General features: G+C 50.9%; 15 protein-coding genes. 3 read left to right on the top strand and 12 right to left on the bottom strand.

Going from position 1 to position 18,519, the window contains the following annotated elements:
• Positions 1 to 26: 26 nt before the first annotated feature.
• From K331_RS0124010 to K331_RS0123970, 9 genes are all read right to left on the bottom strand, one after another.
• Positions 27 to 1,199: a hypothetical protein gene (locus K331_RS0124010; protein ID WP_028592234.1), complete on the bottom strand. Its 1,173-nt coding sequence runs from the start codon at positions 1,197 to 1,199 to the stop codon at positions 27 to 29.
• On the bottom strand, positions 1,196 to 2,830 hold the full coding sequence (locus K331_RS0124005; protein WP_028592233.1) for a F390 synthetase-related protein: 1,635 nt from the start codon (positions 2,828 to 2,830) through the stop codon (positions 1,196 to 1,198). Before K331_RS0124005 ends, K331_RS0124010 begins: the two co-directional genes overlap by 4 nt.
• Positions 2,827 to 3,693: an MBL fold metallo-hydrolase gene (locus tag K331_RS0124000; protein WP_036635692.1), complete on the bottom strand. Its 867-nt coding sequence runs from the start codon at positions 3,691 to 3,693 to the stop codon at positions 2,827 to 2,829. The genes K331_RS0124005 and K331_RS0124000 overlap by 4 nt, the downstream gene beginning before the upstream one ends.
• Positions 3,690 to 4,682, bottom strand: a complete 993-nt coding sequence (locus tag K331_RS0123995; protein WP_036635691.1) for an NAD-dependent epimerase/dehydratase family protein — start codon at positions 4,680 to 4,682, stop codon at positions 3,690 to 3,692. Before K331_RS0123995 ends, K331_RS0124000 begins: the two co-directional genes overlap by 4 nt.
• Positions 4,682 to 5,935, bottom strand: a complete 1,254-nt coding sequence (locus tag K331_RS0123990) for an ATP-grasp domain-containing protein (RefSeq protein ID WP_028592230.1) — start codon at positions 5,933 to 5,935, stop codon at positions 4,682 to 4,684. Before K331_RS0123990 ends, K331_RS0123995 begins: the two co-directional genes overlap by 1 nt.
• Positions 5,925 to 6,926: a beta-ketoacyl-ACP synthase III gene (locus tag K331_RS0123985; protein ID WP_028592229.1), complete on the bottom strand. Its 1,002-nt coding sequence runs from the start codon at positions 6,924 to 6,926 to the stop codon at positions 5,925 to 5,927. Before K331_RS0123985 ends, K331_RS0123990 begins: the two co-directional genes overlap by 11 nt.
• A gap of 376 nt (positions 6,927 to 7,302) precedes the next feature.
• Positions 7,303 to 8,193 carry a protein phosphatase 2C domain-containing protein gene (locus K331_RS0123980; protein ID WP_028592228.1) on the bottom strand — a complete coding sequence of 297 codons (891 nt, stop codon included), beginning with the start codon at positions 8,191 to 8,193 and terminating at the stop codon, positions 7,303 to 7,305.
• A 97-nt stretch (positions 8,194 to 8,290) separates the two neighbouring features.
• The gene (locus K331_RS0123975) at positions 8,291 to 9,343 is read right to left on the bottom strand and encodes a DUF4303 domain-containing protein (protein WP_028592227.1); all 1,053 of its coding nucleotides are present in this window, start codon (positions 9,341 to 9,343) and stop codon (positions 8,291 to 8,293) included.
• A 206-nt stretch (positions 9,344 to 9,549) separates the two neighbouring features.
• On the bottom strand, positions 9,550 to 10,107 hold the full coding sequence (locus K331_RS0123970) for a VOC family protein (protein ID WP_226383681.1): 558 nt from the start codon (positions 10,105 to 10,107) through the stop codon (positions 9,550 to 9,552).
• A gap of 294 nt (positions 10,108 to 10,401) precedes the next feature.
• Here K331_RS0123970 and K331_RS0123965 point away from each other — a divergent pair, with 294 nt between their 5' ends.
• Positions 10,402 to 11,229, top strand: a complete 828-nt coding sequence (locus tag K331_RS0123965) for a helix-turn-helix domain-containing protein (protein WP_028592225.1) — start codon at positions 10,402 to 10,404, stop codon at positions 11,227 to 11,229.
• Positions 11,230 to 11,242: 13 nt separating this feature from the next.
• On the opposite strand, the gene K331_RS0123960 is transcribed toward K331_RS0123965, so the two are convergent.
• Positions 11,243 to 11,815 (bottom strand): TetR/AcrR family transcriptional regulator, encoded by a 573-nt coding sequence (locus tag K331_RS0123960; protein ID WP_028592224.1) that lies wholly within the window; start codon positions 11,813 to 11,815, stop codon positions 11,243 to 11,245.
• A gap of 193 nt (positions 11,816 to 12,008) precedes the next feature.
• Here K331_RS0123960 and K331_RS0123955 point away from each other — a divergent pair, with 193 nt between their 5' ends.
• Positions 12,009 to 12,770, top strand: coding sequence for a glucose 1-dehydrogenase (locus tag K331_RS0123955; RefSeq protein WP_028592223.1), 762 nt, complete (start codon positions 12,009 to 12,011; stop codon positions 12,768 to 12,770).
• A 504-nt stretch (positions 12,771 to 13,274) separates the two neighbouring features.
• A complete protein-coding gene (locus tag K331_RS0123950; RefSeq protein ID WP_028592222.1) occupies positions 13,275 to 14,129 on the top strand; it encodes an SDR family oxidoreductase in 855 nt (284 codons plus the stop codon).
• Between the two features lie 7 nt (positions 14,130 to 14,136).
• Here K331_RS0123950 and K331_RS0123945 read toward each other — a convergent pair whose 3' ends face one another.
• Together K331_RS0123945 and K331_RS0123940 are read right to left on the bottom strand one after the other, a co-directional pair.
• Complete coding sequence (locus K331_RS0123945; protein WP_156897706.1) at positions 14,137 to 14,697, bottom strand: sugar O-acetyltransferase; 561 nt, start codon at positions 14,695 to 14,697, stop codon at positions 14,137 to 14,139.
• Positions 14,698 to 15,019: 322 nt separating this feature from the next.
• Positions 15,020 to 18,409, bottom strand: a complete 3,390-nt coding sequence (locus K331_RS0123940) for a DUF5107 domain-containing protein (RefSeq protein WP_028592220.1) — start codon at positions 18,407 to 18,409, stop codon at positions 15,020 to 15,022.
• Positions 18,410 to 18,519: the final 110 nt, after the last annotated feature.

Raw genomic sequence — 18,519 nt, 5'->3', positions numbered from 1 at the left:
GGCACTCGGCATACACTCGTTCAAGATCATAGCTTCAGGCGCTGAATGATCGGCACTCCAATCCGATAAAGCAGCTTCTCCAGCATGGACCAGCACATCCGAGTACCAAGAGACAGATGCTTGTCATAGACGGCCATGACCTCCAGCTCAGCTACAGCTCCGCGATTACGCTTGAACTGTCCGACACCCGAGCTCTCATGTAGCAGCAATCCCCTCTCATCCGCAATCCCGATCAGCACCGCAGACAGCATCCGATACAGTCCCGTCTGCTGCGATAGCTTCGTATCATAGCCAAAGAGCGGCGCAGTCATGATCCCATCTCTGACAAAAAAGCCAAGTATGGCGTCCAGACGGCCATCCTTACGCAGCCCATGCAGCTCCAGTGTCCCTGATTGGATAGCCGTCTGGATGAACAGCTCCGTGAACTGCGGGTTACATGGCGAATATTTATGAATATACAGCATGTCATATAATTCCTTAATACGGGGCGCATCCGCAAGGCGCATGTCCTGCGGCCCTGCGACAGTGTAGCCATACTTGTCGATAAGTCCACGATCCCGCTTCACAAGCCATCTGGCCTTCGCATTTATGGATAGGCCTGCTGACTTCGAGGCTGCTTGCAGCAGATAAATCTGACGGCTGGGGATCAGCTTGCACCCATACTTGCGTACCGTCTCCAAATAAGTGCCACTAGTAACGTCATTCAACGATCGGCACACGATAGCATGTTCTGGATAACGTTTCTGCAGTTCAGTCATGAGCGCTTCCAGTCCTGCGGGGCTGATGGCGGGAAGCACGTTCGTAGATAGCAGCCAGTTATTCACCTGTACCACCTGATTGAAGTGAGCCTTCCGCAGCAGCAAGCCGATACCACTTAGCAAGCAGCCCAATATAGCCTCAGCAGGCCGATTATGGAGCAAAGCAAGCTCTTCTCGCGCATAGGTCACAAAATGAGTGTATGGCGAGCAGACATAGGAATTGTCATACTCCGTCTCGTTGATGGTCAGCGGGATGGGAATACCGTCTACCGTAGCCACAAGCAGACGAGTGCGCACATTGTGAACATACAGCTGGATTGACGGGGCGAGCAGTAGCGGCAGGAGATAGGTTTTGGCATCGTGCCCGTACGCTGTCTCTGGCCAGCTCAGGTCCTGAATATTCGATTCATCGTAGAAGACGATTGATGCGCTGTTGCTCATGGCCTCCATCTCCTCTCTACCCGTCTTAGCTTCAGCGCTCCAGAATTGTGCTCATAGGTTACGAAACGAAGCTCAGGCACCACACAACCGATTTTCCCACACAAGGCTGTAATTTGTTCAGTAATCTGATTCTGCACAAGAGCTCGCTCTTGTGAAAGAACACTGCTCTGTAGTTCCACATCGCTCTTTAGCTCTACATCATGCTGTAACTGAACACCACTCTGTAGTTCCACAGCGTCCTGTGACTGCCTACCTTTTTGTACCTGCCCATCATTCTGAGGGTCCATATCATTCTGAAGCTCCATACTATTCTGTGGCGTCACATCCTTCTGATGATCCACATTTTGTAGCTCCTCATTATTTTGTAGTTCCTCATTTTCTTGAAGCCCTTGCCCCTTAGTGGCAGAGGAATCTGCGTATAAAAAGGAAATCTCCAGCTGAAGCGGTCCCGTCTGCACAACCCGGTAGTGCTCAATGCTCGGGGATGCCGTGATCATGGCCCGACTTACAAAATCAGGGAACACGGCAACTGGCTCACGGCGCTCCACATGCGGCAGATAGATAATATCATCACAGCGGCCTTCAATCCGCTCAATGGCGGTGAATACCGAGCCGCAAGAACAGGGAGCTGCCGCCTCTGTCAGAATGTCATTCAGACGATAGCGAACAATAGGCTGTGATGTACGCGTAAAATCCGTAATAATCGGCACAAAGCGGCGCGTATCCGGGTCCAGATATTCTTTTTCGATATGAACAAGATCTTCATTCAAATGAATCGTGCCCTGCTCACAGGTTGTCCCAAGGAACCCTTCCGTACATTGGTATGCCTGGTGCACCGTCTGTCTGAAGGCTTCCTCGATGTAGTGGCGATCCAGTGGGTCGAGTACTTCTGCTACAGAGATCAGCTTGCGAGGACGGGCTGTGAGACTGCCTGCCACATGGGCCTCAGCCAGAAGGCGTAGCATGGATGCAGGAGCAATCCAGATCCCTGGTCGATAGTCCTCCATCCGCTGCACCAGCCTCTCCAGTGGCTCCAGCAGATCGAAATATTCGAACTGCAGCCGCCCCCGCTTCACCGACTCATATAGGTTGCTGTTGGCCCGGAGGAAGAAAGCAATCTTCTCTTCCTGCAGCAGACTTCCCGGAAGTAGCTTGGCCAGCACCGTTCCACTCCAGGCTGCCTGCTCGCGATCACTCACGATGAATAGACCACGATTGCCTGAGGTACCAGACGACAGACCGACCGTTATGCCATTCAGCAGCGGCTTGAAATCACGTGTCTGCTCCGCCTGTGAGGCCATCTTGAAGGCTTGATCACGGCTGAGACCAACGGTGTTCAGCTCGTCAAAGTGCTCCATCATGCTCTGCTTGTCGATTATGGGGAAGCTGCGCCAATCTTCAGAAGCATTCCCTTCCCAAAGCTTGCAATAAAAGGACGAGGCCTGCCGCACACGATGCACATGACGGATAATCTGTCTCTCCTGCCACGCTTCAAGCCTACGACGAGCACTTTGTCTACGTATATCCACTGATTGTGATGCAGCATGGCGTTGCTGGGACGGAGACTGCCGGAAGCGCCATTGATAATACAAAGTACGAATATAATAATACAAGACCAGATGTAGCTTCATTCCAGCACTCCTTTTCCCCATGCTGCAAGTGCTTCACGACAGTGACTTGGAACAATACATAGTGTTGGGAACGCTCTATGCAGCTGCCGCAGCAGGTCATAGCTCTGCTTATATTGTTGCCGATCAGACATGATGAGGCCAGCAGCCGGATGTGGGAGGCGATCCTCAAGATAAGCCCGGCTCGACCAGACAGCATCTGCACACAGCAGGTAATCGTCTGTTGCTGTTGATACGAATAGGCCGATCATCCCAGCAGCATGACCAGACAGCTCAATGGCCAGCAGACTACCGTCGCCGAATAGATCATAGCCTTCCGTACAAGGAAAGACAGAATCCTTCCCTGCATTGAACGGCTGTACGATGTCCTTCTCCCTGATCGGCAGTGAGCGCTCCACGAAATCATCAGGCAACAGCCCCGGCAGAAAGCCTGCCCGTACACTGGCTAGGGACCCCAGATCCTTGACGGCACGATAGGCTTTATCCAGATAAATGTAGCGTGCATTGGGAAAATCCCGAAGTCCCCCGATATGATCGCCGTGAAAATGAGACAGAACAATATATCTCACATCATCTGGCGCAATGCCCGCTGCCCTTAGCTGACTGGCGGCACTATCCTTATCCTGATAGATTACTGGCGTAATGTACCGATACAGCGCATTGGGCAGGTGGGCCGTCTCCTCGAAAAAGCGCTGACTATAGCCCGTATCGAATAGCACAGGGCCGTGCTCAGGATGAAGGATGCAAGCAAATCCAGCGGGAAAAGCCACCGAACGAAGCGACCCGCCGCGCAGCGTCAGCCACTCAGGATGTGTACAGTAGCCTGCCGCCCGGATCATAAGCTTGATCGGTTTTGATGTCATCATGATTGGTTCACCCACCAATCAGCAAATCGTCTCAGCCCTTCTTCGATCCCCACGCTAGGCACGTAGCCTAGCCGCTCCCGAGCGAGTGATATATCCAGCGTCTGCGTCATCCCTACCGAGCCGACCGTATACCGGGTTAGCGGAGGCTCCCCCTGTAGTGGCAGCACTCGATAGGCCAGCTCCAATGCTCCTGCCAGTCCGTGTGCTACCGGATAGGGAATCGAGCGGGTCCGCAACGGAATCTCCAGCATAGTGAACAGCTTGTGCAGCAGCTCACGGAAGCCGAACGGCTCTCCATTCGAGATGTTATAGGCCTGGCCCATAGCTTCCGGTGTAGCGCTGCATCCAAGCAGCATGGCATCCACTACATTGTCCACATAAGTAAGATCAATCATGGCTTGTCCACCATTCAGCATCGGTACGCCGCTCTTCCGATTCGCTTCCAGTAATCTCGGGAACAAAGTCTGATCCTCTGGTCCGAAGATGGCACGTGGACGCAGAATCAACGCAGGTAAGTCCTCCTGGCAGGCCCGGAGCACCTCTTGCTCTGCCAGCAGCTTCGTAGCTGCGTAGGTATTGGCAGGACGCAGGGGAAGGGGCTCGGATTCCCGAATCATACGCCGTGGCTTATAATCGAAATAAATGCTTGGGGTTGAAATATGTATGAGACGCTTAGTGCCGTGTCTCTGACAACCAGCAATGATATGACGAGTACCTTCTACATTGCTGCCATAGAACTCATCGTAAGCCCCCCATGGAGCTGATAATGCACCGCAATGAAATACATAATCCTGACCTGCACACGCCTCTGCAACGCCAACAGCATCACGCAGATCTGTCTGTACGAAGCGGACGCCTTCCTGCTCCAGTAGCTTGCCAGCAGTGCTCGACCGCCCCATGCCACTGACCTCCCAGCCTAGCTGAACCAGGCGCCGGGCGGCATGGCGACCGAGAAATCCGGTGGCTCCTGTTACTAATGCTCTTGTCATCATGTCTCTCCGTTCCATTCGATATCCTGAGTCAACGCCTCGGTCACCGTGATGCCCAGCCGTCTGCTCAGGCGCCAAGCTTGATATACCATGTACAGCTGCTCGACAGCAGGCCCCCTGTCTACTCGGTGCCAGATGACGTCGCGTGCTCCGCGCAGCGCTGTTATCCATGTACGCCAATCCTGTCTGCTCCGATTCTCCTTGAGCCCACACCCCAGCATGGCCAGACTGATCATCGCTGCAGCCCCCGGAGTTGGTGTCACGGTGCGCTTGGCCTCCAGCAGCCAATCCGGGTCTGTCAATGCAACAGCTAATCCGTCCTTCGCTGTGAACAGATGAGTGCCGCTTGTGGCACGTGGATTGCACTCCAGCGGGTATAGTGTCCCATCCTCTGCTTGTATGAAATCAAAGCTGATCTGACCCGAATAACCAACAGCCGCGACGAACTGCTGTACCCATGCATACGCCTCTGGCTGCTCTGCCTGCTGGAAATGCACGCTGGCACCTGCATCGCCTGTGCGATAGCGGCATTCATAATTGGCGTGGGCCACGATGCTCCCCTCATAAGCTACACTGTATGTACACCAGGCTGTTCCCTGTATGTACTTCTGAGCAATCCATGGATTGGATGGACTTATCTGCGCCCAGGCGGCCTCGCGCAGCACTCGATCGGCAGATTGTCTCTTCCGCGGCGCTCCAGCAGAAGACGGCAAAATAACCCGTGACGCGAACCTGGAATAAGCCGGCTTGAACACAAGTCCTGATCCTATGCCGAGTGCTTCTGCACTTCGCCACGCTTCCACGCTCGCAATAATCTCCGTATCTGGCACCTGAAGCCCGAGCTGCTCTGCTAAGCGGATGAATTCTCCCTTATGATGTAGCTGGTGCAGTAGGTCCAACTCTGGTGCCAGCACTCGGCAATGACGCTGCAGTCGCTCCCGTTCGCGAGCAATATGGAATATCTCCTCACAGGTCGGAATCAGCAGATCAATCTGCCGCCTTACAAGCAGGCTTTCCAGCGCTTCCACAAAAGCCTGTGGCTGCTGTCGTGGTGGCGGCAGGACTGCAGCTTCCTTCACTGCACTGGAGGCCCGGCACAAATAACGTGATATGCTGTCCGCCGCATACACCTGATGACCTGCACAATGAAGCTGTCTAACAAGCTCCAGCGCGACAGGTGCTCTGCCACCAGTGATGAGTATGTTCAGCCGTCCCGCAAGCGGTGGTAGACCAGCAGCCTCCTTAATAATCAAGGACCATGCCTCCCAGCGACAGCCCTGCTGCCGTACCGATAAGCAGCATGCGCTCCCCGCGCTGAATACGTCCTTGTTGAATAGCTTCATGCAGTCCCATGGGAATGGAGGAAGCTATCGTATTCCCGTGGTTCGGCGTAATGTTCATCAGTTGCTCCTGCGTGATCCCCAGCTTCCTGCACAGCAAACGCATCGCCATCGCACTACCCTGATGGGGAATGACCACCTTGAAGTCCTTCATCTTCGTTCCTGAACGGGTGAACAGCTCTTCCATGAATTCAGGCAGCAGTCTGGAAGCCATACGGAATATTCCTTGCCCGTCCATATGGAATCTGAACGGCTCTTCGACAGGTATATGCGGCAGATCAGGATGATACTTCGTTCCTCCACCTGGTATTTCCGAATAATGAGCCCCTTGACTATAGGTGCGCATAGAAGTGTAGATAATCTGCGACGCATCATTCGTATGGGACGGTCCGATCACAACGGCTGCAGCTCCATCGCCAAACAAAGCAGCGCTCTCCTTGTCTTTCCAGTTCAATCCTACCGAGGCAACCTCTGTCGCTACGAGCAATACATGCCGATAACGCCCCGCATCAACCATGTAGGACAGCACATCCAATCCCGTCAGGAAGCTCAGACAGGTGGCATCTATATCAAAAGCAGGAACCCCTGACATCTCCTGCCCCATCGCTTTCTGAATCCATACCGCAGTGGAGGGCAACGGCTGCTCCTTCGTACCACTCGTACACACCAGACAGTCGATATCTGAGAACTGGAGCCCTGCATTCACAAGGGCAGCCTCCGCCGCTCTGGCTCCCATATAAGAAGCGGTCTCTCCTTCGCCCACATAATGCCGAACACCGACGCCTGTTATTTTATGCACCCAGCCAGCAGGCACACCAAGACGCTCATCAAGCTCTTCATCGGTTACCTTACGACTAGGGAGGTACTTCCCTGTACCCCATATTTTCACTCTACGTAATTGCATCTCTATCCTCTCCCGGTTATCTAGCTGACTTACCGCGTCTGTACTTGATACTCTTTCTATTATAACAGCACTGTACACCGCCTTGAATCAAGGCAAAAAAACACCGCTCCTCCCCAAGAGGAGAAAGGCGGCGTTCGATCATGCGCTCATGCTAACGTTATCTTGTATTACGACACTCTGGCTACAGTGTTATAGCTGAGGTGCTTAATCTATCATTTTATGCATTTTAATATTATGCTATTTCATTCTATTCTATATCGTCATATTTCTATAATGTTATCCTTCTGTGATTCTTGTGATTCTTGTGATTCTTGTGAGTCTTGTGATTCTTGTGATTCCAGTTATTCCTGTCGTTCTTTTGTCCTGTCGTTCCAGTCTAGGTAAAATCAAGCCACATCGCAGTCTTGTCATCACTCATCTTGAACCGCGGATAGCGTACACATTCCGGATCACGCTGCTCCTCTGCCACCAGCCAGTGCGTATACGCCTCCAACCCCTTCTCGATCATCTGCTTCAGTAAGGTCTCTTCTCCTACATCCGGCTTCTCAGCTCCAGCCTCGGCAGTGGTCTGTGAATCATCTCCTGAATTGAAGCTGGATGGCACATACAGCCCATCGGTGTGCAGCAGCAGACCCTTGAGGCGGATACGGTTGATGATGCCATATTCCATGAAGTGCTCAGCCTCAGGCCGCCCATTAAGTACCGCATATCCATCACGGGTATTCATGCTCGCTCTGTTACCTGTCATGCGATGTCTGACGCGCTCCCACAGCTCCTCCCGTGTGCGAACTCCTTCACGTATAGCCTCCCTCCAGAGCTGCTTAGCTCCTTCATCCATATGGACCACATGATCTCGGGTCAAGACTCGTACAAGATCATCCTCATAGAGTGCGAGGATCATGCAATCACCAGACTGGACGTACTCCACCGTATGCTCAGTGACCCTTACAGCCGCTACACCAGTGGTCCATAGCTGCTCCTTGGTCTCCAGTGGGACATCAGCAGCCTGCATCTCCGCTCCGAGCAGCCGATTCGCTTCACAGGTCATTTGAAGCAGATTGCGTTCATCCCCAGCAGTCAGTTGACCAAAATACCGCTTCAGCAGCTGTGAAGCCATTCGCCCTCCAGTCTCACCCTGCGGCCCGTGATAAGGAACCAAAGACGTTGCTCCGTCTGCTACACCATAGATATGAAGTGCTTCATTCTGAATGAGGGCATCCTCATTCCATGTGCTGCTTCCCTGTACGGATACACTTTGCACTAACATACCATCCCAGTCCTTTCTTGGCTGTGGCTCTCCACCTAATTCACTATTCATAGCATCATAACTAGATTGACACTCGACCATGTAATAACAAATTCCATTAGAGCTTATAGCTATCGAAATTGGTTAATCTCGTCCTGTTCTCATCATGCTCCTCCTCAGGAAAACGAGTGGCATCCAGCGCATGAAGCGTTCTGGCGATATTAATGCATTCCTGGTATGCCTTGTCCACTTCATATTTATGGCTCAGGACCCTGTACAATTGAGTTATGACCATCTCATCCGCTTCGCCAATATCAATGAGGATACTAAGACATGTCCAGCTATCCCCCTGCAAGATCGAGCCGTCTTCTGTCGGCGTGTACCCGCAAAGTTTCTGGTAGAGATGGACGATCTCACCAGCTGCTGGAGCGCCAAGCTGAATCAGTTCGCGCTCAACATCGAACTCATCCCGGTACATGGCTTGAAATATCGTCGCTTCCTCGCTTGATTGCTTCAGCAGGATATCCTTCAACAGACTGCACCAATGCTCCACTTGTTTTGCTTCAGGCCATTCACTGATGTTCACCTTATACAATTCAAATTCCCGGATTTCCGGAAATGCCTTATAGTAATCTTCCTCTGACACAGTTCGGCGCATATAGGCCATGTGATGCTCGTCATGCTCCACTATATAGGCGATAAAGTTATCTGTCTTGTTCAGTAATTCGAACGTCGGTCGCAGCTCCTGAATGACCTCCACAAGCATATTAATGAAGGTACCTGTCATTTCTTCACACGCAGCAAACGCAGCATCATCCGTTTCATCCTCATCATCATACAGATTTGACAACTTATCGGCATACCAGACAACAAAATCGTCAATTTCCTCAGGTGCATTGGAAGCATCGTAGCTGAAATCACCTACACTATACTTCACACCCTTGAAGCCATGAATTCGATCTAGTGAATAGGAGCTGTAGTGTTTCTGTACTGTCTGGTCTAAGGAATCCAACGTGTTCCACATCAGATTCACCCAGCCGTAGGCTGCACTTACATCCAATGCAACCGCATATACTTCCTTGTTATCCGCTGTTGCAGCGAATTGCTCCAGATTGACGCGACAATAATCTAATAATATTGGCTTGAATGTATCGAAGCTAATGCTACTCATAATTAGTCAGTCTCCCGCCATAAGATGTATTCATTTCCCTTGTAGCATATAGCAGAAGAAACGAGACTGACAAGTCTTGGGATTTTATATGAGGTGTATCTCCAATAACGAACAAAGTAACCTCTCATGAAGTAATCTCTCATCAAGTGACCTCTCATCCAAATGCAAAAAGGCAGGAGGCGCTTGCCCTCTACCTTTTTTATACGTTATAGCTGCTGCTCACTCCACTCGGCTACCCGGCGATAGCTTTCTTCCTCTGACAGATCCTCGACACGAGTCATGATCGACCACCGGACACCATACGGGTCCAAAATGCTGCAAAAGCGATCCCCTGACACAAAGCTAGCCACGGGCTCTCGTACGGTTGCCCCATGGGCTACTGCCAACTCAGATGTATGATCAACGTCGGGGACGTAGATTCCCATTGAATAGCAAGCTTGTCCACCCCCTGGTGCCTCCACTAATCCATAGGCAGGTGAAGCTGCCCCAAGCTGCAGGAAGCCATTGCCGAAATCCAGCTCTGCATGCACAATTATTTTATTCCCTTCCTCACCAAATTCCGTTACGCTCTTGGCTGTAGCTTCAAAGACGGCTTCATAGAAGGCAATCGCCTCAGCGGGTCTGTCTACTACAATAAAAGGTGTAAGAGTTGTATAGCTGTTAGTCTTACCGTTGGTGGTATACTGCCCCTTCACCCCAGCTTGCCCTCCTTGATGCTGTTGGTCCAAATGCTGCTCTGGTTCTGGTTGGTTCTGTTTCGACATATACGTATCCTCCTCATACTCGACATTCGGGCTCATAAATACGTTGTGGGAAGTTTCACTTCGCGAATATGACTTATGTGCTGCTTATGTGCTTCGTGAGCTCATTTCGTGCGTGTCTCATAAATGCTTCGCAAGTGTTCCCTACTTGTATTTAGGTACTTCTTGATCTTTCCCTGACACATCCATATTGCGCAGCCTTCAGCCATCTGCTAGGCTCCATTATAGATAGACCGAGACCTTCACGTATTGTAAAAAAGCGACGAGCCTATCACATCATCGGGAGGTGACATCACCTTGAAGGAAAAAGACAGCACATCAACACGCGGCATCGTGCATGCCGAGGCCGGACGGGACAAGTTCAGTTTATCCCGATTTGAGCCCAATCTTGCGCTCCAGCCATTTGTAGAGCATTACTGGATTATTCGTTACAATCTGCCCGCCGGGATCATTCACACGCAGACAGTCCTGTCCTATCCGAATGTCAATCTGGCCTTCGAGCAGGATGACGAAGGTCGCCGCGGGCTACTATATGGTGTTCCCAGCCGTCCATTTATCCGTAAGCTATATGGGTTGGGTCTTGTGCTTGGTGTCAAATTTCGTGCGGGAGGATTCCATCCCTTCTGGCAACGCGATATCTCTCTGCTGACAGGAACGACCGTGCCCGTTACAGATATATTTGGTCAAGGAGCAGCTGCATGGACTGATCCTGTGCTGGATGCTGACGTCGAGGTGAAGATGGCCGAAATGGCTGAAGCCTATCTGCTGGAGCTTTTGCCCAAGCAAGACCCTCAGGCACAGCTAGCCGCTCGCATCGTGCAAGAGATCATGGATAACAGAAGCTTGATGAAGGTAGAGCAGCTTAGCATACAGTTTCAGCTTTCCCTGCGCCAGCTCCAGCGTCTTTTTCGCAAATATGTCGGTGTCTCACCCAAGTGGGTCATCAAGCGTTTCAGGCTGCAGGAGGCAGCAGAGCGTCTGGAGCGTGACGAGCAGATCGCGTGGGCCGACATCGCAGCACAGCTTGGTTATTTTGATCAGGCTCATCTGATTAAGGACTTCCAGTCCGTCCTCGGCCAGTCCCCAGGCTCCTACCGGAGGCAAGCCTCAATTGGTGATTCATGAAATTCTGGAGGGATTAACGCGGACGTATCACCTTGGCCATCTCAAGCATCTGCTCTGTCATATACTGTGCCGAATACATGAAATTAGAGCGCACCCAGTACGAGATCAGGCCCAGCACGGAAAATACATTGTTATTGATAAAGAGGTCCCGATTAATATGTGAAGGGATATACGGAAATAGAAAATGAAGTTCTCGGTCGAAAATCTCACGAATCGCCTCTCCCAGCCTCTCCTGAAAACCCGTGTTCCTTCCTTTGAACAATACGCTGAAGACCGCTTTATTTTCCTGTATGTATTCAAAAATAATGACCGTCGAGTGTGTCAATTGCTTGACATCAAACGCCTCCCTGCTGCTCTCATATGGCTCTACAAAGGCTTGGGTGAACCCGTCAATCGTCTCCTGAATCAGCTCGTCCAGCAGCTCCTCCTTATACTGATAGTGGGCATAAAAGGTACCTCGCGCGTAACTAGCCCGCGTTACAATCTCCTTGATGGTGATCTCTCTTAACTCCTTCTCGCTCAGTAAAGACACCAATGCATGCTTGAGTGCTCTTTTCGTGCGGATGACCCCGTTGTTCTCCTTCATAGACAAATCCTCTCCATATGTATAATCTTCTGACGAATCTGAACAGATTATAAACAAATGTCCGACTTTGAACAAATGCACATCTTTTGTAAATTGAAGACGATGCCACCTTTCCTATACGATAAAAGTGTCTAAAAATTAAATCAATGCACAGTACGACACCACACACCTCACAAAAAGGAGCGTCTCTCATATGAAACTTCAAGGTAAAGTTGCCATTGTCACAGGTGCAGGCTCTGGTATGGGCAAAGCCATTGCAACGCTGTATGCGCAAGAGGGAGCTAAAGTCATCCTGGCCGACATCAATCAGCCTCATGTAGATGCCGTTGTAGACGAGATCAAGGCACAGGGCGGTGAAGCTACTGGCATCGTGGTCAATGTCGCTCAGAAGGAGGATGTGGAACACATGGTACAGACCGCCGTATCGACTTACGGCTCTGTAGATATCCTTGTGAATAATGCAGGTGTCCTGGATAATTTCACTCCTGTTGGCGACATGTCGGACGAGCTGTGGGATCGCCTTCTTCAGATCAACCTCACGGGTCCATTCCAGGCGTGTCGTGCAGCTATCAATATTATGAAGGATCAGGAACATGGCGGGGTCATTATCAACAATGCTTCAGTAGGAGGCCTATTCGGTGCACGGGGAGGGGCTGCTTATGTGGCTTCCAAGCATGGGCTTGTTGGTCTTACCAAAAATATAGCGACTACCTATGGTCGTGAAGGCGGCAACATTCGCGCCAATGCCATTGCCCCAGGCGGCGTTCAGACGAACATTCAATCCACGATTACCGCTCCGCACCCGTTGGGGGCTGCTGCCATTGGAGACACAGGACGTGCAAGAACGGCAGATCCCATGGAAATCGCTCGTGTCGCTCTCTTCCTCGCTTCTGACGATTCGAGCTTCATTAATGGTCAAGTCATTGTAGCGGATGGCGGATGGACTGCGCGTTAATGAGCTTGGGCTAGCTGTCTGGATCTGCGCGATCGTAACAGCCTGAGCAGCAGGAAATATAATCTCAATACATGTAAATTAATTCAGTCCACGGAAATATTTCGGTCTATAGGCATAATCGCAGTAAAAGGAAGCAGCGGGCTTAAGCTCCGTTGCTTTCTTCCTTTTTGTACAAGTCCCGTTATCACCCCATCCTGTCTCTCACGTAACTGCCGTATCTTTCCTGACTTGTGTTCTCCTCGCCTTGTTATTCTTCACGTTGTCCTATCCTTCCTGTCCGTCCTATGTTTCTGTTAATTCTCCTATGACTGCCGATCTGTCATCACAGTTCCATACACCATTGCTGGATACATTTCTTTCCACGTAAAATTGTCCAGCCACAGCAGCAAAATATATGACCTTCATCACACTTATGTGGTAGTATGGTAACGTGAACATTGAATGCGCTATCATTCCGTCCAACGATTCGAATCTAGCTTCCACTCAACCCAGGAGGGATATACCATGACTAATCTCCCAATACATTCAGCTCTAGCCGGCAAGGTAGCTGTCGTCACAGGTGGCTCTGGTGTGCTATGCAGTGCCATGGCCAGCGAGCTTGCAAGGCAAGGTGTCAAGATAGCCATCCTCAATCGCACCGCCGATAAAGGAGAGATCACCGCTAGGGAAATCCGTGAGCGCGGTGGTGAGGCCATCGCAGTAGCCTGCGATGTGACGGATCCCGAGAGTATGAAGCAAGCAGAAGAGACTGTTCGTCGCTTGCTCGGTCCCTGTGATATTCTGATCAACGGAGCTGGAGGCAATCATCCAAGCGCCAATACGAGCAAGGAGACCTTTCAGCTCGAAGATCTCGACCAGACAGATCTGACGACCTTCTTCGATCTCAGTGTACCAGGCTTCCGCCAGGTATTTGATTTGAATTTCATCGGAACCTTGATTCCGACCCAGATCTTTGCCAAAAGCATGATCGGCCGCCCTGGCGCCGTAGTCCTCAACATTTCGTCTATGAGTGCACCGAGCCCTATGACCAAGGTGCCCGCCTACAGTGCTGCCAAGGCAGCCATCAATAATTTTACCCAATGGCTCGCTGTCCATCTGGCCGAATCTGGCATACGTGTCAATGCCATTGCACCTGGCTTCTTCCTGACCGAGCAGAATCGCAGGCTGCTGACCAACGAGGATGGCTCGCTTACCGAGCGCTCAGCCAAAATTATTGCCCATACCCCGATGCGTCGCTTCGGCGTGCCTGAGGATCTGCTGGGCACCCTGCTCTGGCTGGTGGATGAGACAGCGTCCGGCTTCGTGACTGGCACCGTTATTCCGGTAGATGGTGGCTTCATGGCCTATTCCGGCGTATAATTGCAGACTACACTTCAATCTCCTTAATCACCTTCGCCGGATTGCCGCCGACAATGACGTTATCCGGCACATCCTTGGTGACTACAGCTCCTGATGCGATTACGACGTTATTTCCAATAGTCACACCAGGATTGATAACAGCACGTCCGCCTACCCATACATGATTACCAATCGTGACGGGTTTGCCGTACTCTGGCCCCTTGATTCGTTCATAAGGGTCCACTGGGTGAGTCGCTGTGTACACATGAACACCAGGGCCAAATAGACAGTGATTGCCGATGCGTACCTCGCACACATCCAGGATGGTGCAATCAAAATTGGCATAGAAATGGTCACCAACATGAATATTGTAACCATAGTCAAAGCGAATATTGGGCTCCATGGACAGGTGTTCCCCTGTTGAGCCCAGTATTTGCTTCAGCATCTCCACGCGCAGCTCCTCGTCTTCCTCGGTGGTCTGGTTATACATACGCGTCAGCTTCCTGACATGGGCCCGATCCTTTGTCAGCTCAGTATCCCATGCCTCATACAGCTCGCCTGCTAGCATTTTTTGTTTCTCTGTCTTCATCTTGATCCTTGCTCCTTTCCTGCAAATGAACTCACGACAGCTAATTTGATTACAGTTTTACAACTACAACTCACCAATTCATATCTACTTTTAATTACGACTCTTTTAATAAGTACTATATTTATTGATGTTTGTCTACTTCTTTAATGCTGTTTAGCTAGTTATTGGACTCCGAGCTTGCTCGACTTATCAATGATTTTTCTTCATAAAATTCAGCTAAAGCCCGACACCATATAAGGCAGAGACTCCTAATAATAGAATTGGAGTCCCTGCCTTATATTTCTCTACTGTTCTATTCCGTTGTTCTATGATGTGTTTCTAGTCAATCATTCGAATTCGCTGATATAATCGGTCGTTCTGTACAGAAGGCCTGATGAATTCGGGCGCCCTGGTGATTAGGGTTCAGCTGCAAGGCTTCTGCAAATCGCTCCTTCGCCTCACTCGTTCTACCCAGCCCCAATAATCCCAAGCCGAGCATGAACAGGCAGTGAATCCGATTACGCAGGTTCAGATCATCCTCGAATACAAGGAAATCAGGAAGCGACACGGCGAAGTAATCGAGCTTCACATCGTCAAACAGATGTCTTTCGGCAAAGTCGATCAGCTTGTTAAAGCGGCGCTTGGCTTCCTTCACATTGTCCAATTGCAGCCAGGCCAGGCCCTGGTAGAAGATCATCTCTGGCGGCTGATCATTATAGAACATAGCACTAGCTGGCTCCTCCAGTCCTTGGGAGGCAATCGTCCAGTGGGAGGCCGCCTCTTCGGCTCGGCCTAAGCCCTTCCATGCCATACCCAGCTCGTAATACACGTTATTCTCCTGAGCACCATCCAGCTTGCCCTCGCCCAGATTCTCAGGATAATGGAGGGCACGCTGCAAGAGCGAAATGGCTTCCTGATGCGCGCCCTGCTGGTTGGCTTGCTTGCCTAGCTCCACCAGTGCCAGTACATACTGCCCCGTAGCTTTACCCTCTCCGCCTTCCCATGGATGGAACTGCCGCTTCAGCAGGGCAGACAATGCCTCCTCATGCTGGTCCAGAGTATTCAGCAAGGTCACATATTCCAGATAGAGATCATCCCGCTGCTCGACGAGGGGCATATACTGAGCTAGATTCGTAATGCGCTCCTGAGCGGGCATGCCCAACTTCTTATGCAGCTGATCCAGCTCATACAGGACACGGGCATCCTTCTTATTGCATTCAAAGGCCTGTTCGAGTGAACGCTGCGCTGCGGCTGCATCGTGCTTTTTGTTATAATACGCCAAGGCGAGATTACGGTGGGCTGTCGGGAAGCGATCATCCAGCGCAACCGATTGCTCCCAGTGATGGATCGCATTCTCCGCTCTTTTTTTGTCATAATAGAGGTTACCGAGATAATAATGCGCTTTGCTGTCCGCTGGATTTACTGTAATGATGTACTCCAGTAACCGCATCTCAAACAGGCTGTTTGGGAAGCAATAATCAGCAGGTGCCTGCTGTCCCAGCTGAAGCTGCGCTGCTGCTTCCTCCCTCCGTCCCAGCTTCTCATAGGCATAAGCCAATGCATAATGCACGATAGGATATACTTGCCCCTCGTGTGTTGCCCGAATCTGCTCCAACAGCTCTATAGCTTCGCCAAGCATACCGCTGTCCATATAGTCTGAGGCCAGATTGAGATAGTTGTGTACATCATTACGCATGAATTGCCCAAGTCGCGCACGAGCCTCGTCTGCCTCCTCCTGTCTTCCCAGTGCTGCTAGAGCCATAGCTTGCTCATGGGCTGCTCCGAAATCCGCAACATCCAACTGCAGCGTCTCTTCCGCCCACGCAATAGCTTCCGCGTAGCGTCCAAGCTTGCGCAGCAATGCCGTCTTCACCAGTCGTGACTTATAGTTCCTCGTGTTGCGTACCAGTGCCCGTTCCACAAGCTCTAACGCTTCTGAATAGGCTCCCCGCTTGCACGCTATCTGACTTAACGCATAATAGCCACTGTCCTGACATGCGGCAGACCAGACCGCCTTGTACAACGCAGCATAGGCTTCCTCATCCCGATCCTGCATACGTAGCGCCACCCCAAGCTGGTAGTAGGCTTCGCTATCATATGAATTCGGATTCCTCCACGTCAGGGAGCTGATTGCTGTGCGGAAATGCTTCTCCGCCAGCTTGAACAAGCCACGACGGAGCAATAAGGTCCCGTAAGCTACATTGAGACGGATGTCTGAGGCATCTCTTCGTAAGCCCTCTTCATAATATTGCTCAGGCTCGAATGTGGCATGTCGATACTGCTCCAGATGCAATCCTGCCAGATATAGCTGCTCCGTACTTGTTAATTCCTCTGGTAAAGGAAGCGGCTGGGCCGCATCTGGAACCTGTTCAATGTCGGGCTGCGCTGAACGATAAGAGATGAGTACGTTCCCTTGTGCATCATACACCGTGATGAGCAAGTGATGAGCTTGGTCCTCTGGCTCCAAGTTAGCTGTGACCTTATAGGTTAATTCAGGAGATATCGTTGCGGTATCTTGGACATACGTTCTTTGCTGACCTTTGAGTACAACGACAGCATCCTCGAATACTGAAGTGGCATAAGCCATGACGGTCGCTGTGCGAACTGTCTCGTCAACCTCCAGATTCACGGCGGCATCAATGGATGCATTTTTCACGACCCCGATATTCTTGTAAGGCATGAAGTATTGTGTGAACGTCTTCTCCTCATAAGGCTGTAGCCAAGTGAAATCCGGCTGGTTGTCCGTAAACACGCCTGTCATGAGCTCAATATAAGGTCCATCCTCATCCGTCAGATTGCGATCCCACGCTTGGCCAAATTCGCCGTGCCCCCACGTCCACTGCTTCTTTCCTGGAGCTATATGATGATTGGCTACATGCAGCAGACCTGCCTGAACGCCGTGATCATAGCCGCCTACGAAATTATAATCCGATTTGTACGCCATATAGGACGTTGGCACAGGTATATTTTTATAACGGGAAATATCCACACCCTCGGAATAATCCATTTTGTAATAAGTTCCTGTAGCGATGGGGAAGCGGGATACATCTCGCTTGCCATGATCGAACACCGCAGTGACATCAGGTGGAAACACAGACTGGGTATGGTCATTGACGGCAACCGCCGGGTTGGCCCACCAGAGGAAGGTCTGCGGCTCTTCAGTTCGGTTGTACAGCTGTGCCTTGATTTCGAGATAAGCCTTCCCCGGGTACAATGTGAAGCCTGTGGTGACCTTGGTTCCATACATCCGGTCTATTTCGCTGACCCACACCGTAGCACTGCCGTCTTCATTCTGAGTGATAGTGTGCTCCACGGGTCCGAAGGTGTTCGGACGATGATGCTGAGGCCAATTGAATTCAATGCCTCCGGATATCCAGGGTCCTGCAAGACCTACCAGTGCTGGCTTGATGACACGATTATAATAGACAAAATCATAGTTATTCGTCTTATCCAATGCACGGTAGACCCGTCCACCGATTTCAGGCATGATCTCGATTCGAACATACTCATTCTCAAGCATGATCATATGATAGGACTTGAGTTCCTTCTCATCCATAATTTTGTCTATGACAGGGAGAGGGTAGACGCGGCCTGAGCTCCCCTGATACACTCGCTTTTCCAAAAACATAGGATTCTTGTCTGGTATGCCAACTCCATACGTCGGAATCTCGACCTGCTCTGCCCATACGCGCACAGTGCTAGACCCATTCTCCGAAGATTCTCTCATACTCATGCTAACCTCTCCCCTTCCTGATCTTATCTCTACGATATCTCTGTAAGCGCTGTAATACAATTGACGAAACTCGGCTGTTCATGGATTATATTCTTAGATTGATTATGAAA

Origin of the sequence: Paenibacillus massiliensis subsp. panacisoli DSM 21345 (assembly GCF_000426545.1) — a bacterium.
Lineage (GTDB): Bacteria > Bacillota > Bacilli > Paenibacillales > Paenibacillaceae > Paenibacillus > Paenibacillus panacisoli.
The sequence above is the reverse complement of the archived record's forward strand: the minus strand, read 5'-3'. Positions and strand labels throughout refer to the sequence as shown.